Origin of the sequence: Paenibacillus nanensis (assembly GCF_003583765.1) — a bacterium.
GTDB classification, from domain to species: domain Bacteria; phylum Bacillota; class Bacilli; order Paenibacillales; family Paenibacillaceae; genus Pristimantibacillus; species Pristimantibacillus nanensis.
On record NZ_QXQA01000004.1, the window covers coordinates 179,939 to 194,492 of the forward strand.

Genomic DNA, 14,554 nt, shown 5'->3' on the forward strand with positions numbered 1-14,554 from the left:
CATTTATTGCAGCGATTCGAGCCGCTGGATCAGCATGTCGTAATCGGTTTGCAATTGTTTATAAATGTTGGTACCTAGCAGCTCGTCGTCCATCGCCGCAATTGTCTCCTCAACCGGCAGCACGCGATAACGGTAATATCGGTCCGGCTGGTAGCGGTGAACCCAAGTCGGGATCGCCTCGACGTCGGTGAGCGTCGTCGTTCCCTCCGTTACGTTTTTGCGGACGCCAACCTTAAAGATAACGCCGTAATCTTTGGAATCGCCTCGCTGATTCGAAATAAAATTACCCATCGAATAAATGATAAGTGCTTTTTTGGTTTGACCGTTCAAATCCTCAGTTTCGATGACCTCGTATGGCTGAATCACGTGCGGATGGGAGCCGGCGATAATATCGGCGCCTGCTGCGACCAGCGCGCGGGCGAGCCGTTTTTGCTCTTCAGTCGGCGTCGTTTGATATTCGTTGCCAAAGTGAAGCGCGATAGTGACGACATCGGCGCCGGCATCCCGCAGCTTCCGGATATCCGATTTCATTTTTTCTTCGTCGATGAGCGATACCAGATACGGCTTGCCTTCCGGAATCGGAATCCCGTTCGTGCCGTACGTATACGATAAAAGACCCATTCGAATGCCGTTCTGCTCGGAGATGACGGGCGTGTCCGCCTCCTCCTGCGACGCCGCTGTTCCGACGGTCGTAAAGCCCAGCTCCTTCAAATGCTCCAGCGTGCGCAGCAAGCCTTTTTCGCCCTTGTCGAGCGAGTGATTATTCGCAGTGGACAGCAGATTAAATCCGGCTCCTTTGAGCGCTTCTGCGAGTTCGACCGGCGCGTTGAAGGTCGGGTATCCGCTGTACCCGAAGTCTTTCCCTGCAACAGGCGTCTCCATATTCGCCATTACCCAATCGCCTTGCGCAAGAATCGGCTTAACTTCCTCGAAAAAGGGAGTAAAGTCGTAGGTGTCAAGCTCTGCATCGTATGCGCCGGGCAGCTGCGGCGAATGGCTCATCACATCGCCAACCCCAATCCATACCGCATCTTCAAATACCGGCTCAGGCGGAGTCGGCTCAGGCGTTGGAGGCGGCGGTGTCGCCGACGCAGCAGGGTCGATGGAGGCGGAATCCGCTGCATCATTCGAGGTTTCCTCCGGTCCTGAGCTTCCCGGCCAAATAGGCTGAACCAGCAAATAAATCACCACTAGAGAGGCCGCGGCCAATAAAGCCGTGAGCGGAATCCAAAAAAGCTTTCGTCGTCGTTTATGACGCGTTGAACGTCGCATGTGCTTCATTCGTCCTTTCCACTAAACAAAGTATTCGGCCGCAAAGCGAAGCTGGTCGATGCTCCACCAGCTCCATGGCTCTGTGTCATTGGGAAGGGAGCGGAACGTCATCTCTTCCTTTGTTGTCGGATGCGGGACGGTCACGGAGGTTGACCAGAGCGCGATATCGATTAAATTGGGCCGTTTCGCTGCGCCGTATTTGAGATCGCCTGCAAGCGGACAGCCAATATGCGCCATCTGCGCCCGAATCTGATGGGGCCTTCCGGTATGAAGCCGGACGGCGATAAGACTGTGTGAGCCGGAGCTGACAGCGACCCGGTAAGTTAGCCGCGCATCCTTGGCTTCAGGCGCGGGCCGGTCATAGACGGTAACAACATTCCGCTTCTGGTCTTTGCGGATGTAATGCTCGAGAGTCGCCTCCTGACGCGCTGGAACGCCCTCTACAACGCATATGTAGGTTTTCCCGAAGGAACGGCCCCGCACGGATTCAGACAGTCTGGACGCCGCCTTAGAGGTTTTGGCAAAGATCATGGCGCCGCCTACGGGTCGGTCAAGCCGATGAACAAGACCTAGGAACACGTTGCCCGGCTTATTATGCCGCTGCTTCAAATCCGCTTTCAGAAGGGTCAGCATGTCAGGGTCCCCTGACTCGTCCTCCTGGGAAGGGACGCCCGGCGGCTTCACGACGGCGAGCAGGTGATTATCCTCGTATAGGACGGGGATCGCCATTATTTCGACTCCCATCGGCCAAGAATGCCGCAGGGCAGGTTCAGCCCGGTTCTCGTTATAGGAAGTCCAATCTCCCCGCAATTGATAGTGCCGCCGAACTTGCTCGTCATCGTCATGTGCAGCAAATTGTGCAGCACCGTTGGAGACAAGCCGGTCGTGTACGAGTTGATCAATAGAAACAGCGGATTGTCGGAAAGAATGGTCGTACAGCTTTGCAGGAACGGATATAAGTTCTCTTCCAGCTTCCATGTCTCTCCGTTCGGCCCGCGTCCATAGGATGGGGGATCCATTATGATCGCGTCGTATTGCCGGCCGCGGCGCTGTTCTCGCTGTACGAACTTGAACACGTCATCGGTTATGTATCGGATCGGAGCGGATTCAAGACCCGACAGCTGCGCGTTCTCTTTCGCCCATTGAACCATGCCTTTGGCAGCGTCGACATGGCATACCTCAGCGCCGGCCTTAGCGGCAGCGACGGTAGCGCCGCCCGAATAAGCGAAGAGGTTAAGCACGCGGATCGGGCGTCCGGCGCCTCGGATTTTATCCATCATCCAGCTCCAATTGACCGCTTGCTCCGGGAACAAGCCTGTATGCTTGAAGTTGGTAGGTTTAATATGAAAGGACAGCTCGCCGTACGAGATCGTCCATCGCTCGGGAAGCGACTTCTTCATTTCCCATTTGCCTCCGCCGGAGGAGCTGCGGTGATAGTGGCCGTCCGTCTTCTTCCAAGGACCCGATTCATCCGCGATCGGCCAAATAATTTGCGGGTCCGGACGGCGCAAAATATAGCTGCCCCAGCGCTCCAGCTTGTCTCCGTCGCCGGTGTCGATAACCTCGTAGTCCGTCCATTTATTCGCTATGTACATCATTAAGCAATCCTTCCTATCTTCTTGACTTTAGTCTTGTCACGCAATAATATCATCGCTTATTATAACGAAGCGAGGAGCGCGAAGCAATGAATCTTACATAGGAGGCGTTTATCATTCATCAACAAAACAAATGGGGTTGGGTTATAGGTCTCTCGGTTGGTGTCATCGGATTTCTAGCAGCTTTGTTGACATTGCCGGAGGAAGGCGGGCATGCTTTCGACCGCTGGGCGCACAGCTTGTTAAGCGATTGGAGAAACGGCACGGTGACGGCATGGATGAAAGGCTTCTCCTATCTTGGCTCAACGCTGACGATCATTATCGTGACGATCGGATCAGCCGTTATATTCGGGTTTCTTAAAGGATGGCGGTTTACCGTCATGTTAATAGGCGGCGTGCTTTTCGGATACCTTTTAAATAGGGTGCTGAAAGGATGGATTGACCGAGCACGCCCAGAAACGCTATGGGGCATCACAGCTGACGGTGCGAGCTTTCCGAGCGCCAACGCGATGCTCGGCATGATTATGTTCGGGTTAATCCTTGTCATCATTTGGCGCGAGAGCAAGCTGCCAAAAGCGGTCAATGCCGTTGTCTGCGCGCTGCTTGCGCTCTGCATTCTGCTCATGGGCGTATGCCGCGTCTATTTTCATGTGCACTATATTACGGATGTGCTGGCTGGTTACAGCGCGGGATTAGCCGTTATATGCGCAACAATACGAATAGGTGACGTTCGATATCGAAAAACGAAAGGGAGATAAGGCATGATGCACCTGGAATGCGAATGCGGCAACAGCACAAACTTTTTTGCAACAGGCGACCGCGACGAGCAGGGCCGCGAATATATCGAGCTTGAAGACGATGACCGGTTCAGCTTTGTCATCGGCGAAGACAGCGTCGTATTCAAATGCGGCTTTTGCGGTTATCGGTATCGCTTAAAAAGCTATGAATAACAGTTTTCCGTTGACAATGAGAATCGTTATCGGTAAGAAGAACTGGAGCAATTAATCGGATTGGAGTGATGAAGATGTTTATCCAAATCAGAACAATCGTTGTTGAACCAGGGAACGCGGATGAAGTCGTAGATCGATTCGGCAAGCCGGGGCATATGGACACGATGCCAGGACTGATCGACAGAACGGTTATGGTGAGTAAAAGAAATAAAGAGTCGGAAGAAGTTATCGCCATGATTCGATGGGAATCGGAAGAAGCGTGGAAAAATTGGGAGAAGGATCCCGTCCATATCGCGGGGCATCGCGAAAAACGAGGCCAGGAGCCGCCAAGCTATGTTATCAGTTCATCCGTTAAGATGTACGAAGTGAAGAAGGTGCTTCCAGGCACGGCCGTGAACGCCTAAAAAAGGCTGTCTGCGTCGTTATGCCGCGACCTCCGCAAGCAGAAGGTTAAACCTGTCTACTTATAGGGGAGTGCGGCAAACCGTCAGACAGCCGTTTTTTTAATAGCAGAAGTATTTCTCCCAGAGCTTCCAGGAGTCGTCCTTGTAATCATCCCACCAGCAATAATCGTCCCACCAATCCTTATCCCACCAGTCTTTGTCGAACCAGTCCCAGAAGCCGCCTTTATCGTTATTATGGTTATTGTGACCTCCGCCGTAGTGGCCCCCGTTTGAGCCTCCGTGAGATCCGCCATAACCGTAGCTGCTTCCGTAATTATTGCTATACTTGCTGTAGTCGTTCTTGTCTTTGGATGAACCGCCGAAGAAGGAGAAGATGGAGGAAAAAAATCCTTTGTTCTGATTGCCGGAATAAGTTGAGTAGCTGGAGGCGAACGCCGATGCAGGGAAAGCGAGTAGCGCCATTAGCAAGGTTAAACCAACGACCCGTTTCATCATCTTCATAGGATACCACTCCCATTAGTACAATATAGAGAATAGTGGGCGTTCTCTATAAAGAATTTTACCGCAATGTACAAAAGTTGTAAACCATGAAATCAACTGTAAATCGGATAGGGAGAAGGCTGATACCGCGAAATGCCCGGTATCAGCCTTCTGTTGATTGTACGTTATGGCAACGTTGCGCTTGTTACTTCAGCAGCCAAAGAGCCGGCACGTTGGATGGCTCCCAGCCTGTCAGCGACGTGTGGGATTGGCGGCATTCGTATGTAGCGCCATTATAAGTGACAAGGATGCCTACTGTATACGCAACGCCCGGCGCCCATGCCGGCGCTGTCCCGCCGCCGTCCGAAGGCGCCGTTGTGCCGCTGATTGTGCTTGCCGCGCTTTGGTTGCCTGCTGCGTCGATTGCGCGCACGCTGAACGAATAAGTCGTGCCGGCGCTTAGTCCGGTAACGGTGTAATCGGTTGTTGTGCCGCTGACCGTTGCGACTAAGGCGGAGCCGTTGTAAATGCGGTAGCCTGTTACGCCGACATTGTCGGTTGATGCGTTCCACATCAGCATCATGCTGCTGGATGTAGGCGTACCCATTATATGCAAGCCTGATGGAGCCGTAGGCGCCGTTGTGTCTGGCGTTGTGACGGTAAGCGTTTTGAAGGTAGCCGTGTTGCTTGCGGCAGACACGTTGCCGGCCGCGTCAACGGCTTTAACGGTAATGTTATAGGTTGTATTCGAAGTCAGCCCGGTCAAATTAAGAGACAGGGCTCCGGTCGTGGAACCGATTTGCGTGGAGCCGTTATAAACACGGTAGCCTGTTACGCCAACGTTGTCCGAAGAAGCGCTCCAGGAAACCGTTGCGCTCGTTGTGCCGATATTCGAAGCGCTGACGCCTGAAGGCGCGCTAGGAGCAATCGTGTCGCCGCCGGTCGATGGACCAAACTGCACGTCGATCGTGTTATAGAACGCGTTAGCCGTGTTGTCAACATCCCATACCGCCAAAATCACGTGATAGCCGGTACGCTGCGGGATGTCGCAAGTATGAGACAGCGTAAATGGAGGCTGCGCGCCGTCCATATCGTGCGTGCAGAACGGCACGAGGCCGAATTGATCGCGCGTCAGCGGCGAATTCGGGTTCCACGTCGGCTTCGTAATGAAATAACGGAAGTCGGTCGTCGCGTGGTTCGCTGTAAACTTCCACGTAAATGTCATTTGCCCGCTGGTGACGTTGACTTTGCTCCATCGCGTGCTGGATTGTTCGTCAAGCTTAGGGAAGATGCCGTTCGCGCTGCCGAACTTGCCGTCGGTAAGACCCGCAGCAGGGAAGCCTTTCGAGGTTTCAAGGCTTTGAGGCTCATAGACGACGGCACCGCAATCTGTGTTTGTGCCTAATTTGCATAAATAACCTCTGCTAGCCGGCGATTCTACGTAGCCGTGAGCGGAGGCGCGCTCGGCAAGCAGCATCATACAAGCCAGCATAACGAGCATGATACCGCTTGCGACGATGGCTTTTACGAATAATGAACGTTGGTTTTGAAGAATGGACATAAATAAATACCCTCCTGTCAAAAGTGGATTTTCTAACCTTTGTCAATCGCGGGCCAAACCTAAAAGAAGATTGTGCGGTAAGCTTCTCTATGGGGTGAGGACAAGCTTAATAAATCCTAGTCTTGTGCGATTGGACTCCTTTCTCTTTTGATTTTATATAAACTCGAAAAGAACGAGCTTATACACTATGCGATTGTTGAGATGAGCGGATCGTGCTGCGGGAAGGGAATGCCGCTGACTTAGGGAAGGCTGGCAGAAAAAGCATAAGGCTTATTAGGAAGATGATGAGTCTAGAGGTCTTTGAAATTGTGCGCGGTTATCCATAACGAAATGGTCGGAAGTTAACTTTAAGTATAGGTGATGTTCATGAAAGCGTGGAGGGGAATAATTATTGTAAAATAAATTTACCCCTCAAAGCCGCGAGAATTACAATAAATAATAGGATGTTATTAGCAAAAAAGGCCTCTTCCGAGGCCTTTTTGTGTTACGGCTGTTTTTTCATTCCCAGGAACGTCCATAAGCCATCATGATTTTTCTTGAACGAATACGATAAGTCGTAGTACTTATGCTGAAAGCTCGTCTCGGATATCGGATAAATCGGATTACGCTCCCGGTTGTTCCAAACGAAATAGATGTCTTCTTCATCCCGGTCAACGATGGCTTGGCAGCCATATCCTTCGTATCGGCCGAGCAGCGGCGCTAGCTCCGCTTCTGCGATCGGGTAAGGCGATGGCGGTACAGGCGGCGCAGCGTCTTCACCGAACACAATGCCCGATAGGTGATCCACGAGTCTCGTGACCGGGACAAAATCGTAATTGGACAGCAGAATAACCGTCATCCGCTCATCGGGGTAACGGTGCAGCTCGCTGCGGTATCCTCGATATGCGCCTCCGTGATAAATACGTCTGCGATCATGCTTTCGGTTGAGGAACCAGCCGAGCCCGTAGCCTTCCTCTTCTCTGCTGAATACATCTTCGATGACGGACCGGCCGACCAGCGTGTCTGAATAAAGCGCTTGATCCCATTTAAGCAGATCGCGCGCGGTGGAATACATGCCTCCAGCGGAAATGACGGTGCTCATATCGATATACTCTGCCGGCGCAAGCGTTTGATTGGAAGCGGAATAAGCGCTTGCAAGTCCCGGTATGACGCATCTGCCGTTGTTGATGCCGGAGCTCCTCATGTCCAAGGGCTGCAGGATCCGTAAACGCAGGAAATCCTCGAAGCCGCTCCCGGTTACAGCCTCCACAATGACGCCGAGCAAATAGTACCCCGTATTGTTGTAAGCAAATGCCGTGCCTGGAAGGAAGTCGTTCGGCTTGTCCGCCAGCCTTTCCAGGACGGTTTCCTTCGCTGCCGGCCATTTGTTCCAATCGGCGTTATATTCCGGCATGCTAGTGAAATTCGGCAGCCCGGAGCGATGCTGCAGCAGCTGCCGGATGGACATCGAATCCCTGCTCTTCAGCGACGGCAAGTAATCGCCGGCAGGATCGTCGAGACGCAGCAAACCTTGTTCAGCCAGCATCATGATCGCCATTGCCGTAAACGATTTGGTCACCGACCATATTCCGAATTTCGTATCCATCGTATTCGGCACTTGATGCTCCTCGCTTGCGTTGCCAAAGGCTTCTTCATAAAGAATGGACCCGTTCTGCGCGATAAGTACGGTGCCGCTTAACGGATAGCGTTCCCGATAGGTATGTAAATAGTTCGCGAGTTTGGTTTGAGTTGTCATGGTTAGCCTCCTCTAGTTGGATATTCTACCATATTGGCGTGAAGAGGCGCACCACGAGGGGGCGATGCGCCCCCTTAAATGACCGGAAAGTTCCAGCCATAGCGCGGATTCGTGTAAAATGGCGGTCTGATGCTAGTTACAGGCATCGAATAAGGATACGGATTCGCGTTATACAGCAATGGCAATCTCGCTTCCGATTGGGGCTGCAGAAGCAGCTGGACGACCGGGCTAAACAGAATCGGATTCATAATAGCCTCCCTCTGAATATGGATGCTTCAGCATACGTGGCGCCACCTCGTAAGGAGCATGTACGGAATAAGATGCTGCCGTAACCAACCTCCGGCACGGCGAATGCCTATCTCGCATAGTGTAAAGAAAAGGAATAAAAGCGGGAGGCAAATATGAGCAATCAGCGGTCAGAGCAAGAAGTTCAACATTATCGGCAGCTTTTCGATAAAGCGAAAACAACAACGCCGTATCCGATGTATCCCAATTACGGAAGGATAACAAGATATGAAGATATAGCGCTTCCGTTTCCCGAGCAGAGACAGCTCGTACAGCCGGGAAGGGAGGCGTATATGGTTCCCGAGCCGATCATCGAGAATCCGAATTACGTCGGAAGCGGCAAGCTGAAAGGCAAGGCCGCCCTCATAACGGGAGGGGACAGCGGTATGGGAGCCGCAGCTGCCATCGCATTCGCGAAGGAAGGAGCGGACGTCGCAATCGCCTATTTAGACGAACATGAAGACGCGCAGCGAACCTGCCGGCGCGTCGAAGAGCTCGGCCGCCGCTGTCTGCCGCTGCCGGGGGATTTGCGCGATAAGAAGCATTGCGCGGCTATCGTGCATAAAACAGTGGAGACATTTGGCCGATTGGATGTGCTCTGCAATCATGTCGGCATCCAGTTTCAACAATTGAGCTTGTTGGACATAACGGATGAGCAGCTCGAGGATACGTTCAAAGTGAACGTCTTCTCCCATTTTTATACGACAAGAGCAGCGATCCCGCATTTAAAGCCAGGCAGCTCGATTATTAACACCGCTTCCGTAGTCGCTTACGTAGGGCCGAAGGATTTGATCGATTATACGGCAACCAAGTCCGCCATTGTCGGTTTTACCCGGTCTCTTGCGAATAATCTTATCGGCCAAGGCATTCGGGTAAACGCGATCGCGCCGGGGCCGATTTGGACACCGCTTATCCCGTCAAGCTACGCCTCCGACCATGTAGCGGTTTTTGGCACGGAAACGCCAATGGGAAGGCCGGGACAGCCGTTCGAGGTAGCCCCTACATTCGTCTATTTGGCATCGGATGACTCCAGGTATGTAACCGGACAGGTGCTGCATGTTGATGGAGGACAATCCACGAGCTCATAATGGAGCTCGTGGATCCCTGGTTGACAGGCATATTCTCGATTTGGCATATTCTTATATGAGAATCGAACTTGTTCGGAGGGGATATGATGGAACTGTCAACTTTGAGTGCGCTAGCCGAACCCAACCGATTGCATATAGTGGAGCTGCTAAGCGTAGGACCGCTTACGGTAGGCGAGATCGCAACGAAACTCGAGCTCCGGCAGCCGCAGGTTTCAAAGCATTTGAAGGTTTTAAATGAGGCGCACATTGTTGAAGTCCGACCATTGGCCAACCAGCGGATTTATAAGCTGCGGCCAGAACCGTTTCAGGAGATGGACGCATGGCTGGAATCCTTCCGCAGATTATGGGAGGAGCGGATGGACCGCCTGGACGCTTATTTGCAAGAAATGCAGAAGAAGACATAATAACAGCCCCTTGGCGGAAATCGTTTCCTTCAAGGGGCTGTTTCTTTCGATCGTTTATTTAGCCCGGAGCATTTTGGTCCAAAGCTCCGCGTCTTCATAGCCGAGCCGCCATGCAGCGATTCCGGCCAGATCATATTTTTTCGCGATCGCGATCCGTTTCAGCACGGTGTCGTCGTTCTCCGCCCAGAAGACGTGCGTGTAACCGTCTTTTTTATAGCTGTACTTGTATTGGCCGGATTCCGGATCGAATGTTTTCGCAGCATTTGTGCCGGCGATCAGGCCGGGCAGGTCTTTCATCAGAATCGCCCGATTGTCAACCAGCTTGCCATCCGCGTCGATCCGCCATTCCCGGACGTAGAATGGAATGCCAAGCATCAGCTTGCTCCGCGGGATCCCGTAATCCAAGTATTGCTTCACGCCTTCTTCCACCCACTGTAAGCCTCCAACCGAGCCCGGCTCCTTGCTGCCTTTCCAATGCTCGTCATAAGCCATAATGATCACGGTATCGACAATGGCGCCGATCGCCGCGTGATCGTAAGCGGTTCGGTGGTTCCAGCTGGCGTCCCCGCGGAGAAGATCGATGGAGACCTTCAGCTTTTTGGCATGAGCGGCAGTTGTCAGCTTCTGAACGAATGCGGTAAAAGCCGTGCGGTCGGCTGCGGCCACCTCTTCAAAGTCAAGATTAATGCCGTACACGCCTAGCGCGGAGGCTTTGTTTACTAACGCGTTTATAAACTTGGTTTGCGCCGCGCCGTCTTTCAAGAAGGCGGTCGTCAGCTCGCGGTCGAAGCCGTTGTGGACGAGCGGCATGACCTGAATGCCTTGCGCTTTTAACGTCTTGACGACTTCAGGGTCAGACGTGTCCTTCATCGCGCCGTCCGCCGACGTAAGCTCGAACCAGGTTGGCGAGTCAATATCCAGTCCTTGCGTACCCGCGACATGGCCGAGTATCGTTGCGCTTGAGCTGCTGCCGTTCCAGCCGAGGAACTGCAGGGATTTGATGTTGCTCCATAGCGCACGGCCATCAATCGTCCGGATCGTAATATTGGCATAGTATTGGGCGTAAGCCATCGCCGAGCTCAGCTTCTGGAAGCTTTTGATCTTGCGGTCGCTCTGATACACTTCAAAGTACGGATAGCTGGACCATAGGGATTTGCCGTCCTTGAGCACCTCCGCGTTAAGAAGCGTCTTCGCGTATTTGACGGCATCGTCTAGTCCGATATAGGACCGAATGAACCTTCCGCTCTGATACACTTCATAGGAAGGGACATTGGAGTGTACGATTTTGTTTTTGGCTGTATGGACAACTTGGCTTCCTGCGATCGCGTTCGATACGTTTATCGCATCCTTCAAAAATGCGTACGGCTTTGAATCAGGGATGGGCTCGCCGTCTATGACGAGCTGATAGACCGCTTGCGCTTTCTTCTTCTCGCTGATCTGCGCGGCGGTGTAATTATCCCATACCCAAGCGTTCGTGTTTACATCGATTACGTGGACCTTGCCCCATTTTTTCGCTTCTTTTTTGGCTTCCTCTAACGACTGAAACTCCCAGTTCGGCAGCGTAATTTCGCCTTGATAGAGACGGTAGTTCGCATACGTTTCAAATGTCCAGCCAAGTCCCTCCATATCGCGAATATGGGCGTTTTTCATCGTTTTGGCCAGCGCCAAAGCTTGCTCATACGCTCGAAACTCCCATTTGGATGAGGAAGAGCCGTTCTGATAGACCTTATAACGCGGGAAATTATCCCAGACCCATTTGCGGCCCGAAATGGTTTCGACATGACTATAATTGTAGCTTTTGGCGTACCGGATCGCGTCGGCTTCCTTGGCAAATTCCTTGAGCGCCTTATCGTTCTGGTAAACCCGGTACTTTGTCATGCCGGAAGCGGCGGCAATGGTCGTAGCCTGCGCAGGCGCCATCACCGCTTGCAGGAAAAGGATGATAGCGGCGAGCGCCATTAATTTTTTTGCCATACGTACTTTGTCACTCTCCCCGAATGTTCTACTCTATTAGACGACAAGAAATCGGGAGAGTTGCTATAACAGCTTATGGAAATAAAAAAACATCCCGCTTCCGGTTCGGAAGGGGATGCAATGTCATGTTAACCCGGAAATTCGGCCCAAAACTCCTCGGCCTCTTCATCGATGCCGAGACTGATGTCGGAACGGAATACCCGGCGGTTGTAATGCGAAAACAAATACTGCTCAATGGCTTCCAGCAAATTCGCGGTGATCAAATATTGGCTGCGTCCGCCCACCCACATTTCCGCTGTTATGCCATATTCTTCGTCATAGCCTAACTGCACTTCAACATCGGTAGGCTGAATTCCTCTGCGTTCAGCGGTGTGCAGGCAGATTGCGTTAATGATCTCGTCGGTATAGATTCTCACGATTAATAAGGTCTCCGCTCATTAGGCGTATTGTTCTTCTTGCTGCGCAAATAAACGAACGCGACGCGGATCAGCATAATAATCGCAAAGATCGCAAGCAAGTTGATCATAAGGCCGAGAATTTCGCCAAACGCGCCCATGCTGCCGAACATTCCGCCGAACAGCAAGCCGGCTAATCCGCCGATCATCATGCCTTTCATAAAGCTGCTGCCGCCGAATAACCCGCCGGATCTTGCTGCCGTTCCGGTTGCGGCTCCGGTGCCTGTTTTTGTTCCGGGATTCGTCTGGCTGACGTTATCCGTCGACTTTTTCGGTGTTTGCGTGTAGCTTTGTTTCGGTGATTTAAAGCCCCCGCGTTTCGCGGCGTCTGCAACTTGTCCGAAGCCGAAGCTCAGGAACAAAGCGAGCGCCATCATGACCAGCAAACCTTTTTTCATTCTGAATCGTTCTCCTCCTGCATATGGTGTAGGTCTATTGCTAACATCCAGTAATACGGATAAGATGGACAAAGGTTTCAATCGGTTTATAAGGAAGGGGAGGCAAATTTGGGATACCCTGATGCTTATATTGCGTACCTTGTGGAATTTCATGCAACGAGAGACTTTTTTGAATGCCACGAGCTTCTCGAGGAATATTGGAAAGCGCATCCGGATGACGGCAATAGCAGCCTCTGGGTCGGACTCATTCAGACGGCCGTCGGGCAATATCATGAACGCAGGGGCAATTTGCGCGGCGCGGCGATGATGTATGAGCAAGCGCTCGCGAAGCTTAGTGCTTCCGATCTGGAACGGTTCGGCATTGATAAGAAGTCGCTTATCCGGCAGCTGGGAGAGCGCATAAAAGTTGCAGGCGGCGGAAAGCGAAATTATGCGGATATGGAGCTTCAGCTTACGGATCCGGCTTTGAAGGCGCGATGCGCGGCGCTTTGCAAGGAGCGAGGACTTCTTTGGGGAGCTTCCAGCCCGCAGGATAATGAATGGATCGTGCATCGCCATTTGAAGCGGGACAGGACGGACGTGATTGCGGCGAGAGAAGCGGCGTTACGGGCGAAAAGCGAAGGGCGCAGACGTTAACGGGCTTAAAGGGGAATAAACGACGAGACTGGAGAAAAGCGAAGGCGGACATTCTACCGTAGCTTTTATTATCGATTACAATTTGAAAATGGGCAGTGAGGAAGTCGTCAGCTCTTGGTCATACAAAGTGGAAGACGGAAGAGCGGCGCTTATAGAGCGCGATGATCATGATTATGGAATAGCCGTCATAAATTAAGAAGCGTGGGAATGATCGCGATCATTCCCACGCTTATTTTAACGCAGTCTTATAAGCCGGTCTTCTCAGAAGCTTTGCTCGTGTTTCATTCGCCCTTGTCGATGAGCTCGAGCTCGCCGGTTTCGGGGTCGATAAGGAGTCCATGCACTTTAATATCAGCCGGAAGAAGAGGATGATTCCGGATAATGCTCACGCTGTTGACGACACTGTCCCGTACGTTATCGAACCCGGTCAGCCAGCGAAGCAAATTGACGCCGGAGTTTTTCAAAATATCGATCGTTGACTCCGGCACGCCGCGCTCTTTCATATGTCCGATCATTTCCTGCGGATTCAGACCGGTCATGCCGCAGTTGTGATGGCCGACGACGAACACCTCGTCCGCCTGGAGCTCGTACAGCGCGACGAGTACGCTTCGCATTATATTGCCGAAGGGCTGCGTAATGATGCCGCCGGCAGTTTTGATGATTTTGGCGTCGCCGTTCTTCAAATTCATCGACTTGGGCAGCAGCTCCGTCAATCTGGTGTCCATACAGGTCAGAATGACCATCCGTTTGTCGGGATATTTGCTAGTCGCGTATTGTTCATAAGCTCTAGTCTCTACAAACTGACGGTTATAAACGAGAATTTCATCGATATTGCTCAAGAGCCTACCTCCAAGCGTTCGTTCGAATACAAGCCAGTCAAAAAAACGTTAAACGAGCAATCTCAGCTGGTTCGTGTAGATTTGATTGTCGCTTTTTAAGCTGAAGCTGTTCGCGGCTTCGCTATAGTCCACTTTCATGCGAGGCTCGAAAAACACTTCATGCCTAGGCTCATAGAGAAACGGAATCGGGTCTCCAGCCGATTCCTGGTCATCGACGCTCGCCTCCGATACAAGCTGCAGCGCCGGAACGCCGTTGTTGGCGCACCCGCAGCCTTCCATATCGTACAGCAGCTTCAGCTTCCTCGAGCCATCTTCTAAATAAGGGGATAGCTTTTTTACAGCAGCTTCCGTAAATGTAATATGCATCTCTCGATCGCTCCTTCTCTTGTTGCGCATGCCGGCTTTACAGGTTTAAGATGATTATAAGGAGTCAGGTCAGCAAGATCAAGGATGGCGCTGAACTCCAGCAGCTATAGAA

Annotated in this window: 18 protein-coding genes; 6 read left to right on the forward strand and 12 right to left on the reverse strand. The window is 52.1% G+C overall.

Features of this window, described 5'->3' with window-relative positions:
- Nucleotides 1–3: 3 nt before the first annotated feature.
- From D3P08_RS08980 to D3P08_RS08990, 3 genes are read right to left on the reverse strand one after another with little or no spacing between them, the layout of a single operon-like run.
- Nucleotides 4–1,272: a CapA family protein gene (locus D3P08_RS08980; RefSeq protein ID WP_119599493.1), complete on the reverse strand. Its 1,269-nt coding sequence runs from the start codon at nucleotides 1,270–1,272 to the stop codon at nucleotides 4–6.
- A gap of 21 nt (nucleotides 1,273–1,293) precedes the next feature.
- Entirely contained in the window at nucleotides 1,294–2,001 is a 708-nt protein-coding gene (locus D3P08_RS08985; protein ID WP_240647386.1) for an RluA family pseudouridine synthase, read from the reverse strand.
- Nucleotides 2,001–2,867 (reverse strand): class I SAM-dependent methyltransferase, encoded by an 867-nt coding sequence (locus D3P08_RS08990; protein WP_119599494.1) that lies wholly within the window; start codon nucleotides 2,865–2,867, stop codon nucleotides 2,001–2,003. Before D3P08_RS08990 ends, D3P08_RS08985 begins: the two co-directional genes overlap by 1 nt.
- 185 nt (nucleotides 2,868–3,052) lie before the next feature.
- Here D3P08_RS08990 and D3P08_RS08995 point away from each other — a divergent pair, with 185 nt between their 5' ends.
- The 3 genes from D3P08_RS08995 (at nucleotide 3,053) to D3P08_RS09005 (ending at nucleotide 4,221) form a co-directional block, all read left to right on the forward strand.
- Nucleotides 3,053–3,625, forward strand: a complete 573-nt coding sequence (locus tag D3P08_RS08995) for a phosphatase PAP2 family protein (protein WP_147381786.1) — start codon at nucleotides 3,053–3,055, stop codon at nucleotides 3,623–3,625.
- A gap of 3 nt (nucleotides 3,626–3,628) precedes the next feature.
- Entirely contained in the window at nucleotides 3,629–3,817 is a 189-nt protein-coding gene (locus D3P08_RS09000) for a hypothetical protein (protein ID WP_119599175.1), read from the forward strand.
- A gap of 74 nt (nucleotides 3,818–3,891) precedes the next feature.
- Entirely contained in the window at nucleotides 3,892–4,221 is a 330-nt protein-coding gene (locus tag D3P08_RS09005) for an antibiotic biosynthesis monooxygenase family protein (protein WP_119599176.1), read from the forward strand.
- A gap of 99 nt (nucleotides 4,222–4,320) precedes the next feature.
- Here D3P08_RS09005 and D3P08_RS09010 read toward each other — a convergent pair whose 3' ends face one another.
- The 4 genes from D3P08_RS09010 to D3P08_RS27255 form a co-directional block, all read right to left on the reverse strand.
- On the reverse strand, nucleotides 4,321–4,722 hold the full coding sequence (locus tag D3P08_RS09010; RefSeq protein ID WP_119599177.1) for a hypothetical protein: 402 nt from the start codon (nucleotides 4,720–4,722) through the stop codon (nucleotides 4,321–4,323).
- A 184-nt stretch (nucleotides 4,723–4,906) separates the two neighbouring features.
- Nucleotides 4,907–6,262, reverse strand: a complete 1,356-nt coding sequence (locus tag D3P08_RS09015) for a lytic polysaccharide monooxygenase (protein WP_119599178.1) — start codon at nucleotides 6,260–6,262, stop codon at nucleotides 4,907–4,909.
- Nucleotides 6,263–6,746: 484 nt separating this feature from the next.
- Nucleotides 6,747–7,997 carry a serine hydrolase domain-containing protein gene (locus tag D3P08_RS09020; protein ID WP_119599179.1) on the reverse strand — a complete coding sequence of 417 codons (1,251 nt, stop codon included), beginning with the start codon at nucleotides 7,995–7,997 and terminating at the stop codon, nucleotides 6,747–6,749.
- A gap of 74 nt (nucleotides 7,998–8,071) precedes the next feature.
- Entirely contained in the window at nucleotides 8,072–8,245 is a 174-nt protein-coding gene (locus tag D3P08_RS27255; protein ID WP_162848406.1) for a hypothetical protein, read from the reverse strand.
- Nucleotides 8,246–8,479: 234 nt separating this feature from the next.
- On the opposite strand from D3P08_RS27255, the gene D3P08_RS09025 reads away from it, so the two are divergent.
- Together D3P08_RS09025 and D3P08_RS09030 are read left to right on the forward strand one after the other, a co-directional pair.
- A complete protein-coding gene (locus tag D3P08_RS09025) occupies nucleotides 8,480–9,370 on the forward strand; it encodes an SDR family oxidoreductase (protein ID WP_420819025.1) in 891 nt (296 codons plus the stop codon).
- An 86-nt stretch (nucleotides 9,371–9,456) separates the two neighbouring features.
- Nucleotides 9,457–9,774, forward strand: a complete 318-nt coding sequence (locus tag D3P08_RS09030) for an ArsR/SmtB family transcription factor (RefSeq protein ID WP_119599181.1) — start codon at nucleotides 9,457–9,459, stop codon at nucleotides 9,772–9,774.
- A gap of 54 nt (nucleotides 9,775–9,828) precedes the next feature.
- Here the strand turns inward: D3P08_RS09030 and D3P08_RS09035 are convergent, their stop codons facing one another.
- The 3 genes from D3P08_RS09035 to D3P08_RS09045 all read right to left on the reverse strand — a co-directional run bounded on the left by D3P08_RS09035 (nucleotide 9,829) and on the right by D3P08_RS09045 (nucleotide 12,601).
- Nucleotides 9,829–11,748 (reverse strand): glycosyl hydrolase family 18 protein, encoded by a 1,920-nt coding sequence (locus tag D3P08_RS09035; protein ID WP_240647388.1) that lies wholly within the window; start codon nucleotides 11,746–11,748, stop codon nucleotides 9,829–9,831.
- Nucleotides 11,749–11,876: 128 nt separating this feature from the next.
- Nucleotides 11,877–12,164 carry a YxcD family protein gene (locus D3P08_RS09040; protein ID WP_162848407.1) on the reverse strand — a complete coding sequence of 96 codons (288 nt, stop codon included), beginning with the start codon at nucleotides 12,162–12,164 and terminating at the stop codon, nucleotides 11,877–11,879.
- 2 nt (nucleotides 12,165–12,166) lie between these two features.
- Nucleotides 12,167–12,601: a hypothetical protein gene (locus D3P08_RS09045; protein WP_240647389.1), complete on the reverse strand. Its 435-nt coding sequence runs from the start codon at nucleotides 12,599–12,601 to the stop codon at nucleotides 12,167–12,169.
- A 108-nt stretch (nucleotides 12,602–12,709) separates the two neighbouring features.
- On the opposite strand from D3P08_RS09045, the gene D3P08_RS09050 reads away from it, so the two are divergent.
- A complete protein-coding gene (locus D3P08_RS09050; RefSeq protein WP_119599183.1) occupies nucleotides 12,710–13,237 on the forward strand; it encodes a DUF309 domain-containing protein in 528 nt (175 codons plus the stop codon).
- A gap of 281 nt (nucleotides 13,238–13,518) precedes the next feature.
- On the opposite strand, the gene D3P08_RS09055 is transcribed toward D3P08_RS09050, so the two are convergent.
- A complete protein-coding gene (locus D3P08_RS09055; protein WP_119599184.1) occupies nucleotides 13,519–14,076 on the reverse strand; it encodes a beta-class carbonic anhydrase in 558 nt (185 codons plus the stop codon).
- 48 nt (nucleotides 14,077–14,124) lie between these two features.
- A complete protein-coding gene (locus D3P08_RS09060; RefSeq protein ID WP_119599185.1) occupies nucleotides 14,125–14,442 on the reverse strand; it encodes an iron-sulfur cluster biosynthesis family protein in 318 nt (105 codons plus the stop codon).
- Between the last annotated feature and the right edge of the window lie 112 nt (nucleotides 14,443–14,554).

Coding starts and splice junctions, on each gene's coding strand:
- D3P08_RS08980 (WP_119599493.1), bottom strand. CDS start 1,272: ATGCGACGTTCAACGCGTCATAAACGACGACGAAAGCTTTTTTGGATT.
- D3P08_RS08985 (WP_240647386.1), bottom strand. CDS start 2,001: ATGGCGATCCCCGTCCTATACGAGGATAATCACCTGCTCGCCGTCGTG.
- D3P08_RS08990 (WP_119599494.1), bottom strand. CDS start 2,867: ATGTACATAGCGAATAAATGGACGGACTACGAGGTTATCGACACCGGC.
- D3P08_RS09000 (WP_119599175.1), top strand. CDS start 3,629: ATGATGCACCTGGAATGCGAATGCGGCAACAGCACAAACTTTTTTGCA.
- D3P08_RS09005 (WP_119599176.1), top strand. CDS start 3,892: ATGTTTATCCAAATCAGAACAATCGTTGTTGAACCAGGGAACGCGGAT.
- D3P08_RS09010 (WP_119599177.1), bottom strand. CDS start 4,722: ATGAAGATGATGAAACGGGTCGTTGGTTTAACCTTGCTAATGGCGCTA.
- D3P08_RS09015 (WP_119599178.1), bottom strand. CDS start 6,262: ATGTCCATTCTTCAAAACCAACGTTCATTATTCGTAAAAGCCATCGTC.
- D3P08_RS09020 (WP_119599179.1), bottom strand. CDS start 7,997: ATGACAACTCAAACCAAACTCGCGAACTATTTACATACCTATCGGGAA.
- D3P08_RS27255 (WP_162848406.1), bottom strand. CDS start 8,245: ATGAATCCGATTCTGTTTAGCCCGGTCGTCCAGCTGCTTCTGCAGCCC.
- D3P08_RS09025 (WP_420819025.1), top strand. CDS start 8,480: ATGTATCCCAATTACGGAAGGATAACAAGATATGAAGATATAGCGCTT.
- D3P08_RS09030 (WP_119599181.1), top strand. CDS start 9,457: ATGGAACTGTCAACTTTGAGTGCGCTAGCCGAACCCAACCGATTGCAT.
- D3P08_RS09035 (WP_240647388.1), bottom strand. CDS start 11,748: ATGGCAAAAAAATTAATGGCGCTCGCCGCTATCATCCTTTTCCTGCAA.
- D3P08_RS09045 (WP_240647389.1), bottom strand. CDS start 12,601: ATGAAAAAAGGTTTGCTGGTCATGATGGCGCTCGCTTTGTTCCTGAGC.
- D3P08_RS09060 (WP_119599185.1), bottom strand. CDS start 14,442: ATGCATATTACATTTACGGAAGCTGCTGTAAAAAAGCTATCCCCTTAT.